This window comes from Komagataeibacter swingsii, assembly GCF_003207895.1.
Lineage (GTDB): Bacteria > Pseudomonadota > Alphaproteobacteria > Acetobacterales > Acetobacteraceae > Komagataeibacter > Komagataeibacter swingsii.
In genome coordinates, this window is record NZ_NKUB01000013.1 from 26,994 (window position 1) to 50,999 (window position 24,006).

The window sequence follows — 24,006 nt, forward strand, 5'->3', positions numbered from 1 at the left end:
CACCCCCAGTGGCACAAGCCTGCGCATGGCAGGGGGATGCAAGCCGGTCGTGCATGCATGGCAGCCCGCACGCCGTGCCGTGGTGACAATGGCGGTGTGTATGGCAGACACTCTATCCTTTTCGGATCGTCAGCACGGGCTGACCCACATGAAAAGGAAAACAGGACGTGAGGCGACGTTTTCATCTTGGCGTGCTGGCGGGCGGGCTGGCCATTATCGCGGCAGCAACGGCCCCCGGCCCCGCCACGGCACGGGATGCGAAGGCACGCCATGAAGCCGCCCCGGCCCCGGTGGCGACACTGGACGTGGCGGCGTTCCAGACGCAGGCGGCCCAGTATGTGGGCAAGCTGGTGCGGGTCGAGGGGTGTTACATCACCTCCGCCAATTCAGGCGGGGCGGATTGCGCGGCCTTCCGTATTGCCGACCTGCCAGGGCAGGTGGACTGGAACGGCGCGGTGCCGCTTGACGGCCCGACGATGGAGGAGTCCTCGTTCCACAAGGCCCAGCAGATCTGTGGCGATACCGGCAAGAACGCGCAGTGCCAGGCCGAGGTCAGTGGCGTGGTCTATGACCCGTTCGGGGATATGGGGGTGCAGGGACAGCGCAATTTCGAACTGCGCAACGCCCGTATCCACTGGCTGGCGGAACCCGCGCCGCACAAGGCCGAACGCCACCGCGCGGGCAGCGGACATCCGGCTTCCCGCTAGCGTTCGCCTGGACCCGGCCCCTGAACCTGTGTTCCGGGGCGGGCATGCCCTGTCAGTGTCCCGTCAAGTGCGACAGCAGGGTACCCACCCCGCCGCACAGGACACTGCCCATGACGACCATGGGCACGATCCACATCTCGCGCATGATGCTTTTCGTATGGTCCATGGCACGACGCGCGTGAACGCTGCGTGCGGAGGGCAACGGCGTATTGATCATGATTGTCATGGCATGCGTCCCGGGGCGGCCTGGCCCCAAAAAAGCGACTGCGGTTCGTGACCGGTGGGGCGTAATGCAGACAGGATCGGGACCTGTCAAGCATGAAAATTCCCCCAGTCTGGCAGGGGCATGGCAATTACCTGAAAAATTCCGGTTTCCTGCCATTTTTGCCGCAGGATATGCTTTTCGTGCGTGGCGGCGTTGCGGGCCGTGTCGCGATGCCCGATAAGATCCGTCTGGCCACCCGAGACTGGCCGCCCTTACGCCCGGGATTCCCTGCATGACTTCGCTTGCGCTGATTCTGGTCGGCATTGGTTCCATTGCCGTCCTGCTGTTGCTGATCCTGTGGCTGAGGCTGCATCCGTTCATAGCCCTGCTGGTCGTCGCGGTGGGGGTGGCGTTGCTGACCGGCATGCCGGTGGCGAAGCTGGCCGACGCGGTTCAGGGCAGCATGGGCCGCACCATGGGCCATATCGCCATTATCGTGGCCCTCGGGGCCATGATCGGGCGCATGATCGACCTGTCTGGCGGGGCCGCCGTGGTGGCGCGGGGGCTGGTGCGCCGGGTGGGGGTGGCCCATGTGCCACTGGCGCTGGTCATTTCCGCCTTCGGGGTTGGCATTCCGGTGTTTTTCGAGGTCGGCGTCATCATGCTCATGCCGCTGGTCTATGGCATGGCGCGGCAGACGGGGCGGCCGCCTGCGGTGTTTGGCATTCCCATGGCGGTGACCATGCTGACGGTGCATGCGCTGCTGCCGCCCCATCCCGGTGCCGTGGCGGTGGCGGCGGCCCTTGGCGTGGGGGCGGGGCACATGCTGCTGCTTGGCCTGCCGCTGGCGGCGGTGGTGACGGGGCTGACCTATGTGCTGACGCGCCCGATCATGGCGCAGCCCTTCGGCTGCGCGCCCGATATCCGCGCCGTGGTGGATGAGGCGCGTGACGCGGCGCAGGGGCATGGCGCGGCGGATGGACCCGCCCGCCTGTTCATGCAGGCTGGCCAGAAACGTCCGGTCGGCATGGGCGAAATCGTCGCGGTCATTGCCGTGCCGGTCGTGCTGATGGTGGCTGGCACGCTGGCGGGGGAACTCATGGCGCCGGGCCGCCTGCGCGCGGTGCTGGTCTTTGCGGGCATTCCCTTTGTGGCGCTGGGGCTGGATGTCATGCTGTGCGCGTGGCTGCTGGGACTGCGACGCGGGCTGGCGCTGGCCACCGTGTCCGAAGTGGTGGCCGCCGCCCTGCCGGGTACGGCCATCATCATCCTGATTACCGGGGCGGGCGGCGCGTTCGCGCAGGTGCTGGTGGGCAGCGGCGTGGGTGATGCGCTGGGCAGCCTGCTGGCGGCAAGCGGCCTGCCGCTGCTGGTGCTGGCCTTTGTCCTGACCATGATCCTGCGCGTGGCGCAGGGGCCGACCACGGTGGCGCTGATGACCACGGCGGGCATCCTTGGCCCCATGATCGGGCGGCTGCACCTGGACCAGACGCATCTGGCGCTTGTGGCGCTGGCCATGGGGGCGGGCGGCATGGCGCTGTCGCATGTCAATGACGCGGGGTTCTGGATCGTGACCCGCATGTGCGGCGTGAGCGTGCGCGAAGGACTGCGGAGCTGGAGCCTCATGACGCTGGTGGCAGCCGTGCTGGTTTTCGCCGGTGTCGCCGCAATGTGGGCAGCGCTGCCAGCCTGAAAGATGAAGTCATGAAAGTTTTTGGGCGCCGCCTTTTTTCAAAAAGGCGGCGTTCTTCGAAGCTTTTGAAAAAAGCTTCACCAAAAACGTCTGTCTGTTTTCAGCCGGTCAGCGGCAGCAGGAACGGCGCGGTCGGGCTGCCGGGCATGCGCGCGACAGCGCGGGGCGTGCCAGCCGCGACGATCCGGCCCCCCGCATCCCCTGCGCCCGGTCCCATGTCGATCACCCAGTCCCCGCGCGCCGCGACCCGCATGTCATGTTCGGCCACCACCACGGTATGCCCGGCATCGACCAGTGATTGCAGGTGGGTCTGCAGCCGGTCCACATCCGCCGGGTGCAGGCCGGTTGTCGGTTCATCAAGGATATACAGCGTGTGGCCCCGACGCTGCTTCTGCAGTTCGGTCGCCAGCTTGATGCGCTGCGCCTCGCCCCCCGAAAGCTCGGTCGCGGGTTGCCCCAGCCGCAGGTAGCCAAGGCCGCCCTGTTGCAACGTGCCCAGCGCGTTGGCCAGTGATGGCGTGTCGGCAAAGAATGTGGCCGCGTCATCCACCGTCATGTTCAGGACATCGGCAATGGACTTGCCCCGTATCGTGACTTCCAGCACATCCGGCTGGTAGCGCGTGCCGTGGCAGGTGGGGCAGGGGGAATAGACACTGGGCAGGAACAATAGTTCCACCATGACCGACCCGGCCCCCTCGCAGGTGGGGCAGCGGCCCTTGGGCAGGTTGAAGGAAAAGCGGCCCGCATCGTAACCGCGTGATTTCGCAAGGTCGGTTGCGGCATACATCTGCCGTATCGTGTCGAACAGGCCGGTATAGGTCGCAAGGTTGGAACGCGGCGTGCGGCCGATCGGCTTCTGGTCGATCATCACCAGCCGTCTGATCTGGCTGGCCCCCGTGGTGACATGTCCCTGCGGTATGCCGATGGGCATGTCCTCGATGCTTTCGCCATCCATATCCTGTGCCAGCGTCTGTCCCAGTGCGTGCGCCACAATCGTGGGCAGGGCCTGGCTGACCAGGCTGGACTTGCCCGACCCGGACAGGCCGGTGACGGTCACGAACGTGCCCAGCGGGATCTCGACATTCAGGTCATGCAGGTTGTTCCACGTAATCCCAGCCAGCTTCAGCCATCCTTTCGGCGCACGCGGCGTGCCCGCGATGGGTGCGTCACTGGCGAACAGGTAGGGTGCGGTGCGCGACAGCTTCACGTCGCGCAGCCCGTCTGGCGGGCCGCTGTACAGCACCTCGCCCCCGCGCGTGCCCGCGTCGGGGCCGACATCGACAATCCAGTCCGCGCGGCGGATCAGGTACAGGTTGTGTTCAACGATGAACAGCGAATTTCCCGCCGCCTTCAGCCCTTCCAGCGCATCCAGCAGGTTATGGGCATCCGCCGGGTGCAGCCCGCTGGAGGGTTCGTCGAGCACATAGACCACGCCAAACAGGTTGGAGCGGATCTGTGTCCCCAGCCGCAGCCGCTGGTATTCCCCCGGTGACAGGGTGGTCACCGAACGATCGGCCTGCAGGTAGCCCAGCCCCAGATGTTCCAGCACGCCAATGCGGCCGATCAGGTCGGCGGCCATGCGGCGGGCGGCAATGGCGGTGGCGTCGCCCGCCTGTGGCGTGTCATCGGGCACCTGCGTGCCGGCGGCCAGTGGGGCGAGGGTATGGGCGATGGTGGACAGGGTCTGCCGCGTCATCTGCGCGATGTTCAGCCCGGCCAGCGTGACACGCAGCGCATCGGGGTTGAGGCGCTGCCCGTGGCAGGTAGGGCAGGGGGCCGCGGTCAGGAAGCGCTCGGCCCGCCTGCGCATGTTGGCACTCTGTGATGTTGCGAAGGTATGCAGCACGTAGCGCCGCGCGCCGGTGAACGTACCGTTATAGGACGGCGGCACATGGTCACGGATCGCGCGCTGCACGGCGGCATGGTCCAGGCCGGGATAGACGGGGTAGGTCGGCGTTTCCTCGGTATAGAGGATCCAGTCGCGTGTTTCCTGCGGCAGGTCGCGCCACGGGCAGTCCACGTCCACGCCCTTGGTAATCAGGATGTCGCGCAGGTTCTGCCCCTGCCATGCGGTGGGCCACGCAGCCACGGCGCGCTGGCGGATGGACAGGCTGTCGTCCGGCACCAGCAATGCGGTTGTGGTGTCCATGATCCGGCCCTGCCCATGGCATTGCGGGCAGGCCCCCATGGGGGTGTTGACGGAAAAGGATTCCGCCTCCAGCCGTTTCATGCCTGCCGGGTAATGCCCCGCGCGGGAATACAGCATGCGCAGCAGGTTCGACAGCGTGGTGATGCTGCCGACCGAAGACCGCCCGGTGCCGGTGCCGCGCTGCTGCTGCAGGGCGATGGCGGGGGGCAGCCCCTCGATCGCGGTCACGTCGGGCACCGGCATCTGCCGGAACAGGCGGCGTGCGTAGGGGGAGACGGATTCCAGGTACCGCCGCTGCGCTTCCGCATACAGCGTCCCGAAGGCGAGGGATGACTTCCCCGATCCCGAAACCCCGGTGAACACCACCAGCCGGTCGCGCGGCATGTCCACGCTCACATCCTTCAGGTTATGTTCGCGCGCCCCCCGGACATGCACGAAATCCGCGCGGTTGCGTGGATCGGGGCCTGAGGGGAAAAGGGGGCGCTGCGACATGGAAGGGCCTTCGTGCAATGTGCCGGTTACGGCGGTGCGTCTGGTGACCCTTCGTTATAACGTGTCCGCCAGGTTTTGTCTGGCGCGCGATTTTGGTATTATCGAACGTTATATAATTACATGTGATCCGGTCACAGGCCGCCCGCTTGACCGATGGAACGGGGCAGCGCATCAGAAAGACTGGATCATGACAGAACGAACGATCAGGCAGGCGGAAGCATGAAAAGGTTCATCATACTGGGCATATCCCTATGCGTGCTTTCCGGGGCGGCCCATGCGGCGGGCACCGGCCGGCATGGGGCTGCGGCTTCCGTCATTGCCGAGGCGGAGCGCCATGTCGCGGCCACCCTGCCTGACCCCCACGGGGCGACATTCCGCAATGTCTCGGTGCATTCCATGGATGCGACATCGGTCGTATGTGGTGAAATGGCCCCGCATGACACGCCCGCGGGCGGGACGTTCATGAAGTTCGGTTATGTGCAGGGGCAGGATGATCCGGTGGTCTTCAGCGGTCGCGAAGTGCCGCAGAAAGTCGAGTTCAATGAGGTCAATTCATGGCTGAATGACAGCATCAAGCTGGAGGATCTGGAGGAAATGGGTTGCGTGCCCCGTGGCACCTACCATAGCTATAACGAACGGCTGAATAAGGTCATGTCCCAGCGCAAGCAGTTTGGCGTGAACTGAGGGCAGGGCAACTTGTGTCCCCGGTGTGTGTTATGCGGGGCATGAATCCGGTAGCGCCATGTTCATGGCGGCATCAATCGCAACCTGTTGCCGACCCGCGTTGCCGGGGCGGCCCCGTAACCGGATAATCCTATAATGATGGCGGGGTTCAGGCCGACAGGGTAGCGCGGCTTTCATGTCGCGCAGGGAAGGGAAATTCATGACAGATGTAACGCAGTCCATGCTGGGCCAGGATGTGTTCGCGACAGGTTCGGGCCGCATGGGCACGCTGACGGCGGTCAACACGGATGCAACCATCCAGATCACGGTTGATGGCCCGGCGGAAAGTACCTTCACCATTCCCGTGTCATGGGTGCAGTCCACTGATGGCGGCAAGATCCTGCTCAGCCATACGCTGGAAGATGTGCAGTCCTATACCCCACCCGCCTGAAAGGCGCCATGCAGCCCCGGTGACGTAATGGAAGGCGCCAGTCATGCCGCATGAACACCAGTGGCATTCCAGGCCGGTTGCCGGTGCGCCGCCGGATGACGATACGTTCCGCGTGCCGTTGCAGTACCCACCCGATGTGCTGCTGGCCCATGCGCGGGCGGCGCGCATGCCGGTGTTCGCACCCACGCCCCGGGCCGCCGACCTGGTTGACATGACGCAGGTCGATCCGGCGATCGCGCTGGATATCCGTTACGCCACGGCGCGGAATTTCCTGGGCTTTCCCGTCTATCCCGCGCCACGGGCGTTTTTGCAGCGCCCGGCGGCGCAGGCCCTGTCTCATGCACGCACGCTCGCCGCGCGGCATGGTTACGGGTTGCTGGTTTATGATGCCTATCGCCCATGGCATGTCAGCTACCTGTTCCGGCAGGCGGTGCCGCGGGACCTGTACGAATTCGTCGGTGATCCCGCCATCGGTTCCCGCCATAATCGCGGATGCGCCGTGGACCTGACCCTGTGGGACCTGGCGACGGGGCGGGTTGTCTCCATGCCGTCGGGTTTTGATGAAATGACACCACGTGCCCATGTGGCCTATGCCGGTGGGGATGAGGGCGCGCGCGCCCTGCGTGACCTGCTGGCCCGTATCATGGCGGCAAGCGGCTTCCTGCCGCTGGCCGAGGAATGGTGGCATTTCGATTATGCGGACTGGCAGGACTATCCGGTGCTGGACCTGCCGTTTGACGCGATCGGGCGCGATACCATGCCCTGACCGGATCAGGATTCAGTCGTTGTGGATGGTGCGGTCAATCGAGCGCCCGGCCCTTTCCGCCGGTCCCTTGGGCGGGTCGAGCGTGTCCTGCATCTTGTCCCCGAAATGATCTATTTTCTCGCCCATGGTTTCATGATGCCGCTTGCACGCGCCTAGTCCCGTGCTGGCAAGGACCAGCGCCAGGCCGAGTGCGGCCAGCGAACGCATGCGGTGCCGGGACGGGCGCGCGGCACGGTCATGATGCAGGGACAGGCGGAACTGGATACGGGCCGAGGCATGGGGTGCATTCGGTGCTGTCGGGGGTGAGGACATGTGCGTATCCATGTGTGGGTCCCTGCCTTGGTTTGATGTCTCACCAAGTGTGAAAGCGGTGGCCGGGTTCCGGTTGCACATAAATGTGAGTCGCGCCCTAGCTGAACATGGCCCGGCATTCCGGGCACAGGCGCAGGAAGCGGCCATCCGCGACAAAGGCGGTATCGCAGTTCAGGCAGGTGCGGCGGACCTGGTCGGGGCGGTCCATGGGTATGGCGTGGCGGATGCGGTGGCGGCGCAGGTGGGCTTCCAGTGTCTTGATGTTCACGCCCAGCCTGCGCGCGGTTTCGCGGGTGGAGCAGCCCTGCCCGCGTAGCTGTGCGATGGTCGGGGCAATGGCGGTCCAGTCCAGCCGTGGTGGGCGTGTGCGACGGGGTGCGGGCGGGGTCTGTGCGCTCTGTGCGACTTCGTGTGCATGTTTCATACGATATTTGTGTTAAAAAAACATACATACAGCAAGGAAATAATGCGGGAATAAAGAAATCAAAGCGTGCCTGCGGGATATTTGTGTATTTTATTCATACACATACCAGGAACCCTCATGCACGATCCCTATCTGCCTGCCGGCTGTACCCAAGCTGACATCGATGCCCGATTCGAACCCGAGGAACCGGGCTGGGTCGCGTCTTATGTCATGCAACTCCAGCATCGCCTGCACCGCCTTGTGGCGATCCGGGCCGAATTTGCAGCCGACCGTTTTGATGGCGCCTATGACGGGGTGGATATCCTTGCCTATCTGGATGACGAGATGGCAACGGTCCGCATGGCAATGGCGCATCCACAGGACAGGGATTGATCCCATCCATGGGGGGCGTAGCAGCAGCCGGATTACGGGCAACGATGCAGGATATTTCCATTTGAAAATGAAATCGGGAACCGGCACAAGCAGGGGGACGCCTTTAATTCATGGATTATGGAATGACCAAGCCTGCCTGCCTGCCCGATCTGGATCACGAATATTTCCTGCGGCAGTCCTTTGCCGTGGCGGAGCGTGCGCGCCAGGCGGGCGACCATCCTTTCGGCTGCGTGCTGGTTGATGCGCAGGGCGATGTGGTGATGGAACAGGGCAATGGATACACGGCGGAAGGCGGTGACATGACCGCCCATGCCGAACGCCTGCTGGCCACGCGGGCATCAAAAGCCCATGCGCCGGACGTACTGGCGTCGTACACAATGTACACATCCGCCGAACCCTGTGCGATGTGTGCGGGTGCGGTGTACTGGAGCGGGATCGGCCGCGTGGTCTATGGCCAGGGCGAGGCCAGCCTGAAGGCGATAACCGGCAACCACCCCGAAAACCCGACGCTCGACCTGCCGTGTCGTGTGGTATTCGCGGCGGGCCAGCGGCCGGTTGCGGTCATTGGCCCGCTGCTGGAAGACGAAGCGGCTGAATTGCAGCGCACGTTCTGGCGTGAAAAGGACGGACCAGCCGCCTGAAAACTTGAAAGGTAAAAGCTTTTGGGTGCCGCCTTTTTGAAAAAAGGCGGCGTTTTCCGAAGCTTTTTGCAAAAAGCTTCACCAAAAACTTCTTTATGATTTAGCGATCAGAATCCGTTGGTCGTGGTCTGTCCGTTGGCCATGGAATAGGAACAGGCCCGATCCCCGTCAGTCACCACCAGCCAGATGATATTGCGCAGCCCGATATAGAACTGCCCCGCATCCCGGAGCGAGGTATAGCCATGGTGGCGGAACCACGACGCCACGATGGTCGTGGGCTGGGTGCCAAAGGATTTCTTGACCGTTTCCAGCAGCCTGTCGCACTGCCCGCGATTGAAGGTATCATGGTCCTGGTACCATATGCCCACCAGTATGGTGTTACGCCGGGGGTCGAAATCGGCCACGGGCATCATCGTGCTGTCATAGCTGTCGGGCAGGCTGTCGATTTCATGCTGCATGGCGCGTTCGGCGCGGATCAGGCCCAGGTCCATCATGGTCAGCTTGTCGGCAAACAGCGTGCTGATGACCTGTGACGGGGCGGTCTGGGCGGCGGCAGTGCCGCAATATCCGCACATAAGGGCAAGGAACAGGAACAGGTAACGCAAGATATCCCCCATGGCAGGACTGGTTCGGGCCATCCTTGTCATGGATGGGGCCGGTGCGGGCGGCCATGCATGTCATGTCATGACATGGATTAAATAAAAATAACCTTTTAGGCCATCTGGCTTACCTTGAAAGTTATGCGGATAACTCTTATCTGCCATGATAATAATGACTGACATGGCGGTGAACGGGAGTGCGCGCGATATGACACGGATGAAACTTGCCCTGCGTGGCTGGTTGCAGGTGCTGCGTGGTCAGATCGTGCGCGAAATCGGATATGCCATAAGCCATGACCGCATGCAGCGCCGTGGCATCCTGATTGAAAAACTGGGCCACGGCCTGCTGTACCGTGCGCACCGCATGGGTCATGTCCCGGTGCCGGATATGGGGAAGACGGACCCCTATGCGCGGCCGCCGCGCGCCTGATGGGGCTGCGCGGTATCGAACGGGCGGGATATCAGAAAAAATTCATACGACTCTCCACGAGTCGTGGAAAACACACACCTTATCCCCGGTTCCCGACGGTTCTATCCACAGGGTTGCCCGGATATTCGTCCCCCGAATCTGTGGATAAGGCGAAGGGGAACTAGACAGAAGTTTTTGGTGAAGCTTTTTTCAAAAAGCTTCCGGGAACGTCGCCTTTTTGAAAAAAGGCGACACCCAAAAACTTTTATTCTTTTTAAAAACAATCCTTTAACGATGCCCCGCAAGGTGCTGCATGTCATCCCCCACATGCCGCAGCGCATCACGCACTGACATATGGCGGCGGTTGCCCGCTTCCGACACTACGGTCACCGTGGCCGTCATGCCTGCGGCCAGCACAAGGTCTGGCGGGATGCTATCGATCTTCACGCGCACCGGGATACGCTGCGCCAGTCGCACCCATGTATAGACCGGGTCCACTGCCGGCAGGCCCTGTATGGATGTGGCGGCGTTGTTGCTGGCGATCCCGCGCGTGATGCTTTCCACATGGCCGAACAGCGGTTCATGGAACCCCATCAGGTCCAGCCGCACGGGTTCGCCTACCTTGATGGAATGGATTTTGGTTTCCTCGAAATACCCGTCCACCCAGTATGAATCCGCATCAATGACCTGGATGTTCACCTGCCCCGCATTGGCATAGTCGCCCGCGCGCATGGTCAGGTTGGTGACATAGCCGTTGATCGAACTGCGCACCTCGGTGCGTTCAAGGTTGATGCGCGCCTGTTTCAGGTCCGCAAGGGCCGCTGCATACTGGGCTTCCGCCTGCTGGGCCACGGCCTCGAACTGCTGCTTTTCCTCGCCCGATACCGCAACGCCCGAGATCTTCTGGCGGCGTTCGTACTGCGATGTCTTGAATTCAAGGTCCGCGCGGCGTTCGTTCACGGCGGCATCGGCGATATCAAGCTTTACCCGGAAATCGAATGGGTCGATGACATACAGCACGTCGCCCTTGTGCACGAACTGGTTGTCATGCACGCGCACTTCGTTGATCTGGCCGGAAATGCGCGGCGCGATATTGGCGACCTGCGCACGGACCTGGCCGTTCCGTGTCCAGGGTGACGCCGTGTAGTAATCCCACAGCACGATGGCCACGATGGCCGCGACAGACAGGATGACAGCGGTAACGGCCAGACGCACAAGGCGGTTTGCATATGCGAACACGTCAGGATTCTTTCACAAGATCAGGGTATACAGGCCAACAAGGCAGATCAGCAGGCCGAACTGCGCCAGCGGCGGGTTCCAGACAAACCGCCACAGGTTGAACCATGACAGCACGATGCGCAGCACCAGCAGCGTGCACAGCGCCAGGCCAAGGTTCATGACAAAGGCCGAGATCAGCACGCCTTCCAGATCAACAACCTGCCGCATCAGCCTGCCTTCCTCGTCTTGATGATGCCGTAATGCCGCAATCGTGGCGCCGCCGCCTGCCACGCTCGCATCACGCCATCCAGCCCCGCCAGCAGGTTGATGGCCGCGATCTGTGTCTGGACTGGCAACTGGGCCTGCGGGGCGGGGATGGCGGCCATCGCCTCGCGCATGCGGGGCACCACGTCCCACGGCGCGTGCAGCAGCAGTTCGCGTAGCGCCCGTTCGGCGGCGGGGCGCAGCAGGGTGATCGCCTGCGCCTGCCGGGCATAGGTCCGCGCCCGCGCCAGCGCGCCATCAAGCTCGGCAAAGGTGGTGAAGCTTTCCATCTGGCGTGCGCTGCTGGAACTGCCGGGCAGGCGGTCGGTCCAGAACTGCATCTGGGCCAGCCGGTCATAGGCGCGGGTCAGGCGGGCCGGGCTGTCGGCTTTGCCATGGCCGGCCATCTGGCGTTCCAGCGCGCGTACGATGGTGGACGCCATCCAGAACCGCTGCCGCCGGGGTGAGGGCGGAAACAGCAGCACAAGGATGATGAAGGCCAATAGGGCCGCCAGCAGGTAGAAGATGTTGCGGTTGAGGAATTCCGTCGGATTATAGCTCTGGTGATTGTCCAGCCCCAGTATGGCGAAGAAGAACACGCCATAGTTGAAGCCTATGGCCGCCGTGGACGGACGCATGAGCAAAAGGCAGGCCAGGAATGTCTGGGGCAGCAGCGCCAGCGCCAGGAACGGCATGTCCGCCCCGTGCAGCAGCACGAAGAAGTTCAGCAGCGCCGCCGCCAGCACGCTGCAGGGCAGGCCGATGATCGCCCCCATGCCAAAGCGCGCCGTATCCACATTGGTTGCGGCAAGAGTCAGGGTCAGCGCGGTCTGGGCCAGCGCCACGGTCGATCCCGGCAGGCCGGTCATCACGCACACCCCGGCGGCGAACGAAAACCCGACCAGAACCCGCAATGCCCCGATCAGGGCCAGCAGGTAGTTGGGCTGCACCGCGATATTGATGGTCCTGTCATGGGCGTTGCCCGTACCTTCGGTCAGTACCGCCTGTCCGGCATGCATGCGGGTGCGTGCACTCAGCATGCGGGCGGCGCGTTCAATGGCGAAGGCTTCATCCGCGTTGGGCGCATGACCCGGCAGGGCGGCGCGCACGGCATCCAGTATATGCGTGGTGAAACCGCCCTGGTCGGTGCGCAGGTCGGTCTGCCGGGCGACGCGGGCAATGGCGTCCTCCACGGCCGGGTCGATGTTGCCATGCCCGGTATGCCGCCCCAGCCCGCGCGCGCAGTCCAGTATGGTCAGCATGGACACCATGGCCAGCCGTGCGCCGTTGGCGCGCGTGCCGCCGCGTTCCAGCTCCGTGCGGGCATAGGACAGGGGTGTGGTCAGGGCGAGTATGCGCGCGCCCAGCCGGATGTCGGCCTGTGCGCCCCGGTCGTACATGTGCTGCAGGGCGGCGCGCGCGGTTTCGCTCAGCGGACGGATAAGCTGTTTCAGCCCGGTTGCCAGTCCTCGCCATGCCTCGGGCGAGCCGGACAGGATATTGACCACGGCGACGGCGAATACCCCAAGCGTAATGGCTGAGGCGCGGGACACCGCGATGTTGAATATGTTCTGGGGCGTATCAATGCAGTTCACGGCCACAAGGGCGACCGTATAACCTGACAGCAGGGCAGCGTAGGAGCGGAAGTCGCGTTCCAGCGACCCCACGAAGGCGCAGGCCGCAAGCCACAGCGCAACACCCCCCAGAAAGGGGCCGCGCTGCTGGTTCCACACCGCCACCAGCACAATGGACACCCCCATGCCCACCATAGTGCCCAGCAGCCGGTAAAAGGCCTTGGACAGCGCCTGCCCGCGCAGGGGTTGCGCCAGGATCATGACCGTGACGCCAACCAGCAGCGGATTATCCAGTTGCAGCCAGAAGGCCGTGGCCAGTCCCAGCACCAGCGAACACCATGTGCGCAGGCTGAATCCTACCCAGCCCGCGGGCAGGTGGTCGGTCCGGGGAAGGAAGGTACGCATGATGTCGTGAATACGCCGCGCGCTGTGTGCCTGTAGGTCTGGCATGGCCTCCCTGACCGTTCAGTGGCCTCATGGCGCTTGATACAATGGAAATGGCCGGGAATTCATAACAAAGGATGTACAGGCATAAAGTGCATGCCTGTTATTCACTCCGGGGATATCACCCGGTGCCGGACCACTTCCCCCACAATGATCAGCGCGGGGCTGCCCACCCCTGCTTCCGCCGCCTGCCGCGCAAGCGCCCCCAGCGTGCCGGTCAGCACGCGCTGGTCCACGCGCGTGCCGCGTTCGACAATGGCTGCGGGCCAGTCCGCCGGCAGGCCGTGCGCCATAAGCTGCGCGCACAGGGCGGGCAGGGCGGAAACCCCCATATAGATCACCACCGTCTGCCCCGGTCGCGCCATGCTGTCCCATGGCAGGTGCAGCGTACCGTCCGCGCGGGCGTGTCCGGTCACGAACATGCAGGCCTGCGCGCAGTCGCGGTGGGTCAGCGGGATACCGGCATAGGCGGCGCAGCCATTGGCCGCCGTGATGCCGGGTACCACCTGAAACGGGATGGCGGAGTCCATCAAGGCCTCGATTTCCTCGCCCCCGCGCCCGAACACGAACGGGTCGCCGCCCTTCAGCCGCAGCACGCGCTGGCCCATGCGCGCGCGGCGGACCAGTTCGGCATTGATCTCCTCCTGCGGCATGGTGTGTTTGTTCCGCCGCTTGCCCACGAACACCAGTTCCGCATCGCGCCGCACCCGGTCCAGCAGGGCAGGGGACAGCAACTGGTCATACAGCACGCAATCCGCATTCTGCATGAGGTGCAGCGCGCGCAGCGTCAGCAGGTCCGGGTCACCCGGTCCCGCGCCGACCAGCCAGACCTCGCCCCGCGTGCCGGTGACGGCGATGATGTCATCCAGTATGGCGCGCGCGCGCGCGCCATCTCCCCGCCGGGCGGCCTGCGCGCCCGCGCCGTCAAGGAAGGTTTCCCAGACCTGCCGGCGGCGGGAAATGTCGGGGCAGGCCGCCCCTACATGCTCGCGCTGCTGCTGCATGAACACGGCCAGTTCCCCCGTGCCATCGGGTATGGTGCTTTCCACCTGTTCGCGCAGGCGGCGGGCCAGCACGGGGGCCGCGCCGCCGGTGGAAATGGCGATGCGTACCAGCCCGCGATGGATCTGGGCCGGGGTGATGAAGGTGGAGGGCTGCGGGTCATCCACCGCGCAGACGGGAATGTTCATCTCCTGCGCCAACGCTGCGGCCGTGCGGTTGACCGCGCGGTCATCGGTCGCGGCATAGACCAGCCGGCAGCCGGGCATGGCGGCGCGCAGGGTGGTGGCATCAGCCGTGCTGGCGACGTGGGTGATGGTGCCGTCTTCCGCCCATGCCTGCATTTCCGCATCGAGGCGGCCCGCCACGACCGCGACCTTCGCGCGGTGGGCCAGCAGCAGGCGCACCTTGTTGGCCGCGATCATGCCGCCGCCAATCACCAGCACCCGGACATCGTCCAGCCGCAGCGCAATGGGAAACCATGCGGGTTCGGGAATATGGGTCATGCAGTCAAACAGCCGGTCGCGCCGGCATCCTGTAGCTGGGGAATATCAGGTCTGTACGGGAACGCGCGGGGTGGGGAGGCGGTGGCGTCAGTGGGAGGCGACGTTCTTCACCCCTTCGGCATAACCCCAGCGTGCCCATGTCGAACGGTCGTTGACCGATCCCGGTGTGTTGGTGGCGCATGCGGCCAGTGACAGCACGATGGCACAGAGACCAAGAACGGGAAGAAAACGGGCCAAAAAAACCTCCTGCATGACGCAATGGCCGACATAGCAGAAAACCCATGCCTGCACCACGTCCATACATGAATTGGCGCGCGGTCTCACGCCCCATCGTGTCTGCGGGCGGAATGATGTTATGTAACCCGTCCCGTCACCGCATCAGTGACGGATAGGGGAGAGGAAAAGGCAGCGCATGGAAACCATCAGTACCGTCGCCGGATTGCGTGCATATGTCAGGAAATGGAAGCAGGCGGGTGAGCGCGTGGGCGTGGTGCCGACCATGGGCGCGCTGCATGAAGGTCACCTGTCACTGGTCCATGCGGCGCGGGCGCGGGCGGACCGGGTGATTGCGACGGTTTTCGTCAACCCGATCCAGTTTGACAACGCGACCGACCTTGAAACCTATCCCCGCACGCTGGAAGCGGATGCGCGCCTGCTGGAAAATGCAGGGGTGGATGTGCTGTACGCCCCCACCGTATCGCAGATGTACCCGCCCGGTTTCGCCACCCGCATCAGCGTGTCAGGCGTATCGGAGGGGCTGTGTGGCGGCACACGCGCGGGTCATTTCGATGGCGTCGCGACGGTGGTGTGCAAGCTGCTTATGCAGACGCTGGCGGATTGCGCGTTTTTTGGCGAGAAGGATTTCCAGCAGGTTCAGGTGGTCCGCCGCATGGTCACCGATCTTGACCTGCCGGTTGAGATCGTGGCCTGCCCCACGCAGCGCGAGGCCGACGGCCTGGCCCTGTCATCGCGCAACCGGCGCCTGCCCCCCCGGCAGCGCCAGATTGCCGCGGCCCTGCCACGCATCATGCGGGCCTGTGCCGCTGATATCGCAGCGGGCGCGGATGTACCCGTGGCGTTGGCACAGGCGGCGGACCAACTGGCGGATGCAGGTTTTGACCCGGTGGAATATGTGGAATTGCGCTCGGAACTGGACCTGCAGCCGCTTGCCACTGTGAGCGAAGGCACCCCCGCACGCCTGCTGGCGGCGGCATGGCTGGATGATGTGCGGCTGATCGACGGCATGGCGGTGCCATCGCCGGAATAAAGAAGTTTTTGGTGAAGCTGTTTTCAAAAATCTTCGAAGAACGCCGCCTTTTTTAAAAAAGGCGGCACCCGAAAATTTTTGTTTTCTGTCAGTATTTCAGGCGTCGATCTTGCGGGCTTCATCGGGCAGCATGATGGGAATGCCGTCACGCACCGGGAACGCCAGGCCCGCGCGCTTGCTGATCAGTTCACCGGCCTCACGGTCATAGACCAGCGGCCCCTTGGTCACCGGGCAGACAAGGATGGACAGCAGCCGGGGGTCCAGCGGTGGGGCGGGCGGCTTTTCGGTCATGGCGGCAGATCCCATGCAGGTTGCGGTTATTCAGGCGTTGGTGGTCACGATGGGGATGCACCCTCATCGGGTTCATGTCCAGCCCCGTCCAGCAGATTGCGCAGGATCTGCGCCCGTGCGGCGGGCGTGGGGGCTTCCAGCATCATCTGGCGGGGTTCGGTGCCAAACGGGCAGATCATGGGCAGCGTGACCAGCAGGGCGGCATCATCCATCTGGCGCAGCGCGTCCCACTGCGTACTCACGCCCTGGGCTTCGCAGAAATCATGCAGGGCGTTGAGCAGACCTTCACGGTCGAAGGGAATGTCATCGCCGCCGTCCGTCAGGTCGGACACGAAGGAAGAGGCATCAACGCGCGCCACGCGGTAGCCCCGGCGCATTTCCGTCTCGCGCAGCAGGCGGAAGCGGGCAATCCCGGTCAGCGTGATGGCGTATGTGCCGTCCGCCCGCTCGGTCATGGCGGTGATACGGCCGATGCACCCTATGTTATACAGCGGCGGGGTCGTGCTGTACCCATCATCCATGTCGGCATCCCCGGCATCATCAAGGGGACTGCCATCCATGCCGTCCAGCGGGCGGGGCTGGATCATGCCGATCAGCCGGTTGCCCGCCAGCGCGTCTTCCACCAGCGCGATATAGCGCGGCTCGAACACGTTCAGTGGCAGCCGGCCCTGTGGCAGCAGCAGGGCCTCGTCCAGCGGAAACAGCCCCAGCTCCGCCGGTAAGTCCGCCAGCGTCATGTCCCCGATCTGCGGGATGCGGCGGGGGATGTCATCATGGATGATGATGGTCCCCCGTGGGTCATGCCGCGTCACGAAAACAGCAACGATGACATGCGCCGACGCGCCGCGACCGTGTCAGGGTCGGTCTGGCCCCAGGCTTCGAACAGGCGGATCAGCTGCTTGCGCGCGGCGTCGTCATTCCACGTCCGGTCCGCCTTCATGATGGTCAGCAGTTCATCGGCGGCCTCCGCCCGCTTGCCCGCGGCGTTCAGGGCCGCGGACAGTTCGAAGCGGGCGGCGTAGTCTTTCGGGTTGGCGGCGATGCGGGCGCGGATTTCCTCGGCTTCCTCGGCCGCCTTGCGCCCTTCGCGCTTGAGTTCAAGCGCGGCCTTCGCCCCCGTGATCTCGGCATTGCCGGCAAGGGACGCAGGCGCATCGTTCAGGGCGGTTTCGGCGCCTTCCTCGTCCCCCATTTCAATCAGGGCACGGGCAAGGCCGCCCCATGCGGCGGGATTTTCAGGTTCGATTTCCAGCACCTGTGAAAAAAGACCGGCAGCGGTTTCGGCGCGGCCTTCCTCCATTTCCTTGCGGGCCGTTTCCACAAGGTCGGCGGCCGGCAGGGCGCCGCCTGCGGATTTCAGCACGTTTTCCACGAAGCGGCGGACTTCGCTTTCCGGCTTGGCACCCTGGAACAGATCAAGGATCTGCCCCTGCCAGAAGGCCGCGACCAGCGGGATGGACTGCAGCGGCAGGCCAATCTGGGTCAGTTGCTGGGCCAGCGCGCGGTTGGCGTCCACATCCACCTTGACCAGGCGCACGCGGCCACCGGCGGCGCGCACAACTTTTTCCAGCACCGGGGTCAACTGCGTGCAGGGCTTGCACCATGTCGCCCAGAAATCGACCAGCACCGGCATGTCGCGACTGGCTTCCACCACGTCATGCATGAATGTGTTCTGCGTGCCTTCCATCACCGGATCGGGCCTGCCGCTTGCGATTGGCGGGCTGCCCGCGGGGGCGGAACCGGCGGGGCGGGGTGTCTGGCCGATAATGTAGTCCATCTGGTCGTGTTCCTGTTTGGTCTGGCGGCCGGCAGGGGGACGGGGGCACTGCCTGCCCTTATGCCCATGCCGGTCGGTTCATATGCTGTGAGGATAGATTGGCATTCCCGGCAATCCCCGCAACCGCATTATGGGGGGATGAAAAAAAACTTCGACAAAAGCATTTTAGCCCCTTGCGCGCCCATCGGGTTTGCCGTAAACACCGCTTCACCGACACGGAGCGCGGGCGTAGCTCAGGGGTAGAGCACAACCTTGCCAAGGTTGGGGTCGTGGGTTCGAATCCCATCGCCCGCTCCAGGTTTTTTAAGGAAAATCAATCGGATACGAGAAAGCTGCCGCAAGGCGGCTTTCGTCGTTTTTGGCTGTGGCTACCATCCAATTGGGAAGCAGGAAATTGGAGGGTATGCCGCACTTAGATGGGCTGCCCAAACCGAGAGCGTCGAAGCCGCGTGGTCCAACACTTCGTAGAGGCCGTGTGGATCAGAGACAATTTTTGCACCAGCGACCGTGCCCGCGCTGTAGAAAAGCCCCTTCACAAACCGATGCGCGGGGTCCTTGGTCCAACGGGGGATCTTTGCAGCGAGCCTGCGGAAGGCCCCTGCGGCTCTTTCGATGATTGCCGGGTCAGCGGTTACCGCGCGATCCGGTTTGGCCAACTCAGCACGAACCTTCGCCACGCTTCTCTCGACCGCGACAAGATCAGCGTCACTCGGTTCAAGGCGGAATGCATCCGGCGACCCATTGTGTCCGACCCGGTGATCTTGCCCGCGCCAATAGGTGACTTGCGCCTCGATACGATCGAGTTGCCGAACAAGCGCTCCGAGGTGTTCTTTCAGTGAAGGCGACACTATCTCATCGTCCCCCACTTTCCATGCCCTGCCTATATTTTATCGATGGACGAACATGCGCAAGCAAACAGAAATTCATCGCGCCATCTTCTGAAGTTTTGAGTGACCGCAATTTGAATAGAAAATAATGAGGCGGATTATGCTATATTTATATTTACGACTTGGGTTCGTATATTTATTGCTATTTTATAGTTAAATTCGTTGATGGTGTTGTTTTTTCTATTAGAGACTGTTTGAAAAGTCAGCTCATGATAGCGCTTTAAAATTAAAGGAAGTTTTTGGTGAAGCTTTTTGCAAAAGCTTCGAAAGAACGCCCCTTTTTGAAAAAAAGGCAGCACCCAAAAACTTTTATTGTTTTTTATCAATTGGTTGTTTTCAAACAGTCTCTTAGACAATGAGAGCATTTTTTCAAATCTCTCATTGCCTTGTCGTGAGCGGAAAAGACACTATTTCCATCAGGCGCAGTTTTGTCCTGCGGCCGTGCCGACGGGGTGTGGAACGGTCTTTCGCATGTTTCATGCCCAGAAACGCTGCTATACTCGCTCACAGTGCATGGCACTCTCTACATTAATATTGATTTTAATTAGTAAAAATAATATGTTCCCCGTATCTTTATGTTTTAGGTGGGTTGGAAATGAAATGTCTTGTCACAGGAGGGGCCGGTTATGTGGGAAGTCACGTTGTAGCTGGTTTATTGGACGCAGGGCATGAGGTTGCTGTCATTGATAATCTCAGCACGGGCTATCGTGCGGCCATACCGAATGACATACGTTTTTTCCAATTCGATCTTCTGGATGCTGAAGCCATAAATCAGATTCTCGCAAACGAGAAATGGGATGTCGTCCTTCACTTTGCCGCCTTATCCCTTGTTAACGAATCAATGTGTAAGCCGTTTTATTATCTTCGTCAAAATTATATTACAGCCCTTAACCTTATAGAAGCATGTGCCATAAATGGCGTAAAGCGATTTGTTTTTTCGTCTACCGCGGCCTTGTTCGGTGGCAAGGAGCGATTTTCACTGATTCCGGATGATGCAAGGGTTGAAGCCAGTTCCCCTTATGGAGAAAGTAAATTCCTGATTGAACGTGCGCTGGTCTGGGCTGACCAGATATACGGCATGCGAAGTGCATCCTTGCGTTATTTCAACGCCGCTGGCGCCGACCCACTTGGGCGCCTGGGGGAAGAACATACACCTGAAACGCACCTTATCCCGTTGGCGGTTGATACTGTTCTGGGTCTTCGTCGGAATCTGAAGATTTTCGGGAATGATTATCCGACACGGGACGGTACGTGCATTCGCGACTATATCCATGTCACGGATCTGGCAGAGGCCCATATACGCGTCATCGAACTGCTCGATCATCGGTCCGTTACTTACAATCTTGGTAACGGTCTTGGTTTTACCAATATGGAAGTCGTTCAGGCTGTTGAACGTGTAAGCGGCAGGAAGTTACCATGGGATTGGGCACCGCGGCGGAAGGGTGATCCCAGTATGCTCGTGGCTGATTCTACCCTTATACGTTGGGAAACGGGTTGGTCTCCCCGTTATTCGTCCATTGATGTCATTGTGGAAACGGCGCTTCAGTGGCGAAAAAAGCACCCTCATGGATATGAAAAATTAGTCAATGAGTGCGACCTATATAATAGTATCCTTATCAAGGATTAAGAGCGCGCTCTTGGGTTCTGCTGGCAAAAAAACGTGATGTCCGGTTTGCGGTGGGAAACCCTGATCCGGGCAATGGCGGAGCGGGATTGCGCACGGCAGCGGGGTTGCCCGTCCATGCCTCACGCTGCCCATCTGCCGTAGTGCGCGCGATCTCTGGCGGCTGGGGGGCAACCCTATTCTGTTTATTCGTCAGGGGAACTTGGAAGCGCAGATGGATCATATCGTAAGTGTCCTGCATATCTGGACCCGGGTATGGATTTTCTGTTTCTAAAATATCTTTATGTTTTTTCGTCAATGCAGTGACGTACGGTCTATATTTATCCCGTGGTATGGTCTACATATAGGCGACAAGGTCTATAAATTTTCTTGCATGACAGCGATTAATTTTTCGTATCTGAAATATATCTATATGAAAACATTATGATTTATTTCGGATTGCAACGATGGTGCATTTTTTTTGCCATTATTCAGGGCAATATGGCTTGCTGGGCTGTGGGAAAAGAGATGGCGGTCCGCGCCGGACATGGTCGTGCATATCTGCGGAGGCTATGTATGGCCAGACGAAATGTGATCTGATAAAAGGTGCCCGGATCAATCCATCTTCTTCATAATTTTAATGGCATGCTGAAAATGTGCGGGTTTCATGACACTTTGATTACCTTTATTCGCCATAACCTCTAGTCACGGTGTTACATTGACCATTTCCTGTTTTCTGAAAGATTCGGGCCGGCTTCGACGCCGCGTTCGCACAGGGCAGCGTTTTGCTGCGATTGGTGGGGCGCTGCTGCTGCTGGCCGGGTGCAATACCCTGCCGGATAGCGGTCCTACGGAAGCACAGGTCAATCATGCCCAGCGCGATCCAAAAAAAAATACCGTTGGGTATGGAATTGTTCAGGTTACGCCGGAACTGGTTTCCCAACTGGCGCAGGAAGTGCCACCTGCGCTAGACAGCCTGGATACGGGCAACGTACCTACGATCCAAACCAATAACGATACGGTCGGACCGGGCGACGTCCTGCAGGTTTCGATATATGAAATCGGCAGCGCGCTTTTCAGTCCCAGCAGCGCCGCCATGACGGCGTCCAGCGTCAGTGGGACCAATACACTGCCCAGCCCATCGACCGCATCCAATCTTCCACCCTTGCCCATTGACGGCAACGGCGACCTTGATGTTCCTTTTGCCGGACTGATTCACGTGACCGGCATGACCACGGATCAGGTGGCCGAGACGATCCAGGCCCGTCTCAAGACCAAATCCCAGTCGCCTCAGGTTCTGGTCCGCATATCTTCCGACATTGCCAATTCCGTCATGGTGTACGGGGGAGTACAGCGCCCCAGCCGCATACCCCTTACCCCGAACCGTGAGCGTATTCTTGATGTGATCGCCCTTGCGGGTGGGGAGGAACGTCCCAGCGGGGATGAACGCCAGCCCCAGACGGATGAGGATTACGTCGTCCGGTTGACCCGTAATGGCCGGATTGCGGAAATGCCACTCAAGGTCATTGAAAACGAACCGACCCAGAATATCCTCATGCAGGCGGGGGACCGGGTGCAACTGACGTTCCAGCCCCGTACCTACACGGTCTTCGGCGCCAGTGACCACGTGACCCAAACGCATTTCAAGACGCCTACGCTGACAATGGCGGAGGCAATTTCCCGTGTGGGCGGGCCGGTTGATTCGCGTTCGGACCCCAATGCCGTCTACCTTTTCCGTTTTGAAAATACGGATGTCCTGCGCCGTATGGGCCTGCCGGTCGAGGGGAACGCGCCAACGGCGCCGATTGTCTATCAACTCGACATGATGAATCCCGCCAATTACTTTCTTGCACAGAAATTTATGATGCGTGACAGAGATCTGATCTATATCGCCAATTCGTCCAGTAACAAGTTCTACAAATTCTTCGGGCTGATTAGTACCATTATTGCGCCCGGGATTACCGCGGCATGGATGGCCAAATAATGGTCAGACTGAGACGTAGAATGGTATCTGGTGATATGTCTGTTGCCTTCTGTCCTGCCGCCGTTCCTTTCATTTTTTTCTGGAAGCACACTTCATGAGCACCGATGTGCATGCCCTTGACGATGGCCAGTACCGTCCTGAAGACGTATCGGTGTTGACGCGCCTGTTCAACTGGGGGCGTGACCATTTTCCCTTTATGATCTGTGTCGCGGTGCCAACTTTCCTGACGGTACTGTATCTGATTTTCATCGCGACGCCACAATATGTGTCCGAAGCACATTTTGTCGTACGTGGACGATCCGCGCAGTCCGGCATTTCGCTAAGCAACATCCTGCAGTCAAGCGGCGGAGGAGGTGGTGCGACGTCCGAAAATACGTACGTGGTGCAGGATTACATGCAGTCACGCGACGCGGCGGAACTGCTGATCAAGCAGAATCATCTGCTGGATGTCTATTCGCGACCGGAGGCAGATTTCCTTGCCCGTTATACACTGTTCGGGATGGGGGAAAAATTCGAACATTTTTACAAATATTATAAACGGCACATTATTGTCGAACAGGATTCCGAGACCAGTATTTCCATTCTGACCGTCCGCACATTTCGTGCACAGGATTCCCAGCAGATTGCCCGTGCGCTTCTGGATGCGGGCGAGAATCTGGTCAATGAAATCAATCGACGCCAGCGTGAAAACCTGATCCATGCGACCTATCAGGAAGTGCAGTCAGCCGAAACCAAGCTGCGTGACATCAACCAGAAGCTGGCCGACTACCGGAATGCTGTGGCGCTGATTGACCCCATGCGCCAGTCTGTTCCGATGGTCGGGTATGTGACCAGTTTGGAGAACATGCTGACGTCGACCAACATGCAGCTCAGTCAGTTGCAGATTTCTGCGCCGAATAGCCCGCTGATCGCCGCCTATCAGCGGCAGGCCGCGATCCTGTCTGAGCAGATCAAGAAGTCATCAGGTCAGATTACCGGTTCCGATGAATCCCTTGTGCCAAAGATTACAGGATACGAGGACCTGATGCTGCAGCGTGATATTGAGCAGCGCGTGCTGGCAAGTGATGTCGCATCGCTTGAATCCGCGAAGCAGCAGGCGAACCAGCAGATGATCTACGTGGATGAAGTGGCGCAGCCCAACATCGCCGACTGGCCGGAATATCCACGTGATACCGTTGTTCTTGCAGTCGTGTTCCTGTCGTGCCTGGGCCTTTATGTCATGGGCAGGCTGCTTATCGCCAGTGCGCGTGAACGTAATCTTCGTTAATTCTGTCGGTCCGGTGACATGAAGCGTGGGAAAAAAGATCCG

Annotated in this window: 25 protein-coding genes and 1 tRNA gene; 13 read left to right on the forward strand and 13 right to left on the reverse strand. The window is 61.1% G+C overall.

The features are described from left to right. The first annotated feature begins 167 nt into the window (after window positions 1-167). Window positions 168-707: a hypothetical protein gene (locus CFR76_RS11075; RefSeq protein ID WP_244191889.1), complete on the forward strand. Its 540-nt coding sequence runs from the start codon at window positions 168-170 to the stop codon at window positions 705-707. A gap of 52 nt (window positions 708-759) precedes the next feature. Here CFR76_RS11075 and CFR76_RS18075 read toward each other — a convergent pair whose 3' ends face one another. Further along, a complete protein-coding gene (locus CFR76_RS18075; RefSeq protein ID WP_167402113.1) occupies window positions 760-933 on the reverse strand; it encodes a hypothetical protein in 174 nt (57 codons plus the stop codon). A 271-nt stretch (window positions 934-1,204) separates the two neighbouring features. Between CFR76_RS18075 and CFR76_RS11085 the strand changes: the two genes are divergently transcribed. Beyond that, window positions 1,205-2,605, forward strand: coding sequence for a GntP family permease (locus CFR76_RS11085; protein ID WP_110557092.1), 1,401 nt, complete (start codon window positions 1,205-1,207; stop codon window positions 2,603-2,605). Between the two features lie 100 nt (window positions 2,606-2,705). On the opposite strand, the gene CFR76_RS11090 is transcribed toward CFR76_RS11085, so the two are convergent. Next, complete coding sequence (locus tag CFR76_RS11090; RefSeq protein ID WP_110557093.1) at window positions 2,706-5,246, reverse strand: excinuclease ABC subunit UvrA; 2,541 nt, start codon at window positions 5,244-5,246, stop codon at window positions 2,706-2,708. Window positions 5,247-5,465: 219 nt separating this feature from the next. Here CFR76_RS11090 and CFR76_RS11095 point away from each other — a divergent pair, with 219 nt between their 5' ends. From CFR76_RS11095 to CFR76_RS11105, 3 genes are all read left to right on the forward strand, one after another. Further along, entirely contained in the window at window positions 5,466-5,930 is a 465-nt protein-coding gene (locus tag CFR76_RS11095) for a hypothetical protein (RefSeq protein WP_244191890.1), read from the forward strand. A 199-nt stretch (window positions 5,931-6,129) separates the two neighbouring features. Further along, complete coding sequence (locus CFR76_RS11100; RefSeq protein ID WP_025437356.1) at window positions 6,130-6,360, forward strand: DUF2171 domain-containing protein; 231 nt, start codon at window positions 6,130-6,132, stop codon at window positions 6,358-6,360. Window positions 6,361-6,403: 43 nt separating this feature from the next. Next, on the forward strand, window positions 6,404-7,126 hold the full coding sequence (locus CFR76_RS11105) for a M15 family metallopeptidase (RefSeq protein ID WP_110557095.1): 723 nt from the start codon (window positions 6,404-6,406) through the stop codon (window positions 7,124-7,126). Window positions 7,127-7,138: 12 nt separating this feature from the next. On the opposite strand, the gene CFR76_RS11110 is transcribed toward CFR76_RS11105, so the two are convergent. Both CFR76_RS11110 and CFR76_RS11115 read right to left on the reverse strand, forming a co-directional pair. Continuing rightward, entirely contained in the window at window positions 7,139-7,438 is a 300-nt protein-coding gene (locus CFR76_RS11110; RefSeq protein WP_244191891.1) for a hypothetical protein, read from the reverse strand. A gap of 97 nt (window positions 7,439-7,535) precedes the next feature. Beyond that, window positions 7,536-7,862, reverse strand: a complete 327-nt coding sequence (locus CFR76_RS11115; protein WP_110557097.1) for a helix-turn-helix domain-containing protein — start codon at window positions 7,860-7,862, stop codon at window positions 7,536-7,538. 117 nt (window positions 7,863-7,979) lie between these two features. Between CFR76_RS11115 and CFR76_RS11120 the strand changes: the two genes are divergently transcribed. Then, window positions 7,980-8,234, forward strand: a complete 255-nt coding sequence (locus tag CFR76_RS11120; RefSeq protein ID WP_110557098.1) for a hypothetical protein — start codon at window positions 7,980-7,982, stop codon at window positions 8,232-8,234. Between the two features lie 122 nt (window positions 8,235-8,356). Further along, a complete protein-coding gene (locus CFR76_RS11125) occupies window positions 8,357-8,875 on the forward strand; it encodes a nucleoside deaminase (RefSeq protein ID WP_110557099.1) in 519 nt (172 codons plus the stop codon). A 107-nt stretch (window positions 8,876-8,982) separates the two neighbouring features. Here CFR76_RS11125 and CFR76_RS11130 read toward each other — a convergent pair whose 3' ends face one another. Continuing rightward, complete coding sequence (locus CFR76_RS11130; RefSeq protein WP_244191892.1) at window positions 8,983-9,513, reverse strand: hypothetical protein; 531 nt, start codon at window positions 9,511-9,513, stop codon at window positions 8,983-8,985. 169 nt (window positions 9,514-9,682) lie between these two features. On the opposite strand from CFR76_RS11130, the gene CFR76_RS11135 reads away from it, so the two are divergent. Then, complete coding sequence (locus CFR76_RS11135; protein ID WP_110557130.1) at window positions 9,683-9,904, forward strand: hypothetical protein; 222 nt, start codon at window positions 9,683-9,685, stop codon at window positions 9,902-9,904. Window positions 9,905-10,171: 267 nt separating this feature from the next. Here the strand turns inward: CFR76_RS11135 and CFR76_RS11140 are convergent, their stop codons facing one another. The 5 genes from CFR76_RS11140 to CFR76_RS18080 all read right to left on the reverse strand — a co-directional run bounded on the left by CFR76_RS11140 (window position 10,172) and on the right by CFR76_RS18080 (window position 15,125). Next, on the reverse strand, window positions 10,172-11,122 hold the full coding sequence (locus tag CFR76_RS11140) for an efflux RND transporter periplasmic adaptor subunit (protein WP_110557101.1): 951 nt from the start codon (window positions 11,120-11,122) through the stop codon (window positions 10,172-10,174). Between the two features lie 12 nt (window positions 11,123-11,134). After that, window positions 11,135-11,329, reverse strand: coding sequence for a DUF1656 domain-containing protein (locus CFR76_RS11145; protein WP_010508642.1), 195 nt, complete (start codon window positions 11,327-11,329; stop codon window positions 11,135-11,137). After that, the gene (locus CFR76_RS11150; RefSeq protein ID WP_110557102.1) at window positions 11,329-13,389 is read right to left on the reverse strand and encodes an FUSC family protein; all 2,061 of its coding nucleotides are present in this window, start codon (window positions 13,387-13,389) and stop codon (window positions 11,329-11,331) included. The genes CFR76_RS11145 and CFR76_RS11150 overlap by 1 nt, the downstream gene beginning before the upstream one ends. A gap of 101 nt (window positions 13,390-13,490) precedes the next feature. Further along, window positions 13,491-14,888 (reverse strand): siroheme synthase CysG, encoded by a 1,398-nt coding sequence (gene cysG, locus CFR76_RS11155; protein ID WP_110557103.1) that lies wholly within the window; start codon window positions 14,886-14,888, stop codon window positions 13,491-13,493. Window positions 14,889-14,975: 87 nt separating this feature from the next. After that, the gene (locus tag CFR76_RS18080; protein WP_167331454.1) at window positions 14,976-15,125 is read right to left on the reverse strand and encodes a hypothetical protein; all 150 of its coding nucleotides are present in this window, start codon (window positions 15,123-15,125) and stop codon (window positions 14,976-14,978) included. A 175-nt stretch (window positions 15,126-15,300) separates the two neighbouring features. Here CFR76_RS18080 and panC point away from each other — a divergent pair, with 175 nt between their 5' ends. Further along, window positions 15,301-16,155: a pantoate--beta-alanine ligase gene (gene panC / locus CFR76_RS11165; protein WP_110557104.1), complete on the forward strand. Its 855-nt coding sequence runs from the start codon at window positions 15,301-15,303 to the stop codon at window positions 16,153-16,155. Between the two features lie 96 nt (window positions 16,156-16,251). On the opposite strand, the gene CFR76_RS11170 is transcribed toward panC, so the two are convergent. Genes CFR76_RS11170 through CFR76_RS11180 form a run of 3 tightly spaced genes read right to left on the reverse strand, consistent with a single transcriptional unit; the run spans window position 16,252 to window position 18,223 of the window. Continuing rightward, on the reverse strand, window positions 16,252-16,446 hold the full coding sequence (locus CFR76_RS11170) for a Trm112 family protein (RefSeq protein WP_025437369.1): 195 nt from the start codon (window positions 16,444-16,446) through the stop codon (window positions 16,252-16,254). Window positions 16,447-16,490: 44 nt separating this feature from the next. Next, window positions 16,491-17,258, reverse strand: a complete 768-nt coding sequence (locus CFR76_RS11175; RefSeq protein WP_110557105.1) for an LON peptidase substrate-binding domain-containing protein — start codon at window positions 17,256-17,258, stop codon at window positions 16,491-16,493. Next, the gene (locus tag CFR76_RS11180) at window positions 17,255-18,223 is read right to left on the reverse strand and encodes a thioredoxin family protein (RefSeq protein WP_110557106.1); all 969 of its coding nucleotides are present in this window, start codon (window positions 18,221-18,223) and stop codon (window positions 17,255-17,257) included. Before CFR76_RS11180 ends, CFR76_RS11175 begins: the two co-directional genes overlap by 4 nt. Window positions 18,224-18,445: 222 nt before the next feature. Here CFR76_RS11180 and CFR76_RS11185 point away from each other — a divergent pair. The 4 genes from CFR76_RS11185 to CFR76_RS11205 all read left to right on the forward strand — a co-directional run bounded on the left by CFR76_RS11185 (window position 18,446) and on the right by CFR76_RS11205 (window position 23,964). Beyond that, a tRNA-Gly gene (locus CFR76_RS11185) sits at window positions 18,446-18,520 on the forward strand. A 1,185-nt stretch (window positions 18,521-19,705) separates the two neighbouring features. After that, window positions 19,706-20,737 carry a UDP-glucose 4-epimerase GalE gene (gene galE / locus CFR76_RS11195; protein WP_110557108.1) on the forward strand — a complete coding sequence of 344 codons (1,032 nt, stop codon included), beginning with the start codon at window positions 19,706-19,708 and terminating at the stop codon, window positions 20,735-20,737. A gap of 931 nt (window positions 20,738-21,668) precedes the next feature. Continuing rightward, window positions 21,669-22,697 carry a polysaccharide biosynthesis/export family protein gene (locus CFR76_RS11200; RefSeq protein WP_244191893.1) on the forward strand — a complete coding sequence of 343 codons (1,029 nt, stop codon included), beginning with the start codon at window positions 21,669-21,671 and terminating at the stop codon, window positions 22,695-22,697. 151 nt (window positions 22,698-22,848) lie between these two features. After that, window positions 22,849-23,964 carry a capsule biosynthesis protein gene (locus CFR76_RS11205; RefSeq protein WP_244191899.1) on the forward strand — a complete coding sequence of 372 codons (1,116 nt, stop codon included), beginning with the start codon at window positions 22,849-22,851 and terminating at the stop codon, window positions 23,962-23,964. Window positions 23,965-24,006: the final 42 nt, after the last annotated feature.

Excerpts from the sequence above, each read along its gene's own strand:
- CFR76_RS11095 (WP_244191890.1), top strand. The coding sequence starts at position 5,466 with ATGAAAAGGTTCATCATACTGGGCATATCCCTATGCGTGCTTTCCGGG.
- CFR76_RS11105 (WP_110557095.1), top strand. The coding sequence starts at position 6,404 with ATGCCGCATGAACACCAGTGGCATTCCAGGCCGGTTGCCGGTGCGCCG.
- CFR76_RS11150 (WP_110557102.1), bottom strand. The coding sequence starts at position 13,389 with ATGCCAGACCTACAGGCACACAGCGCGCGGCGTATTCACGACATCATG.
- galE (WP_110557108.1), top strand. The coding sequence starts at position 19,706 with ATGAAATGTCTTGTCACAGGAGGGGCCGGTTATGTGGGAAGTCACGTT.
- CFR76_RS11110 (WP_244191891.1), bottom strand. The coding sequence starts at position 7,438 with ATGTCCTCACCCCCGACAGCACCGAATGCACCCCATGCCTCGGCCCGT.
- panC (WP_110557104.1), top strand. The coding sequence starts at position 15,301 with ATGGAAACCATCAGTACCGTCGCCGGATTGCGTGCATATGTCAGGAAA.
- CFR76_RS18075 (WP_167402113.1), bottom strand. The coding sequence starts at position 933 with ATGACAATCATGATCAATACGCCGTTGCCCTCCGCACGCAGCGTTCAC.
- CFR76_RS11145 (WP_010508642.1), bottom strand. The coding sequence starts at position 11,329 with ATGCGGCAGGTTGTTGATCTGGAAGGCGTGCTGATCTCGGCCTTTGTC.
- CFR76_RS11085 (WP_110557092.1), top strand. The coding sequence starts at position 1,205 with ATGACTTCGCTTGCGCTGATTCTGGTCGGCATTGGTTCCATTGCCGTC.
- CFR76_RS11125 (WP_110557099.1), top strand. The coding sequence starts at position 8,357 with ATGACCAAGCCTGCCTGCCTGCCCGATCTGGATCACGAATATTTCCTG.
- cysG (WP_110557103.1), bottom strand. The coding sequence starts at position 14,888 with ATGACCCATATTCCCGAACCCGCATGGTTTCCCATTGCGCTGCGGCTG.
- CFR76_RS11170 (WP_025437369.1), bottom strand. The coding sequence starts at position 16,446 with ATGACCGAAAAGCCGCCCGCCCCACCGCTGGACCCCCGGCTGCTGTCC.
- CFR76_RS11120 (WP_110557098.1), top strand. The coding sequence starts at position 7,980 with ATGCACGATCCCTATCTGCCTGCCGGCTGTACCCAAGCTGACATCGAT.
- CFR76_RS11135 (WP_110557130.1), top strand. The coding sequence starts at position 9,683 with ATGACACGGATGAAACTTGCCCTGCGTGGCTGGTTGCAGGTGCTGCGT.
- CFR76_RS11115 (WP_110557097.1), bottom strand. The coding sequence starts at position 7,862 with ATGAAACATGCACACGAAGTCGCACAGAGCGCACAGACCCCGCCCGCA.
- CFR76_RS11180 (WP_110557106.1), bottom strand. The coding sequence starts at position 18,223 with ATGGACTACATTATCGGCCAGACACCCCGCCCCGCCGGTTCCGCCCCC.
- CFR76_RS11090 (WP_110557093.1), bottom strand. The coding sequence starts at position 5,246 with ATGTCGCAGCGCCCCCTTTTCCCCTCAGGCCCCGATCCACGCAACCGC.
- CFR76_RS11130 (WP_244191892.1), bottom strand. The coding sequence starts at position 9,513 with ATGGCCCGAACCAGTCCTGCCATGGGGGATATCTTGCGTTACCTGTTC.
- CFR76_RS11100 (WP_025437356.1), top strand. The coding sequence starts at position 6,130 with ATGACAGATGTAACGCAGTCCATGCTGGGCCAGGATGTGTTCGCGACA.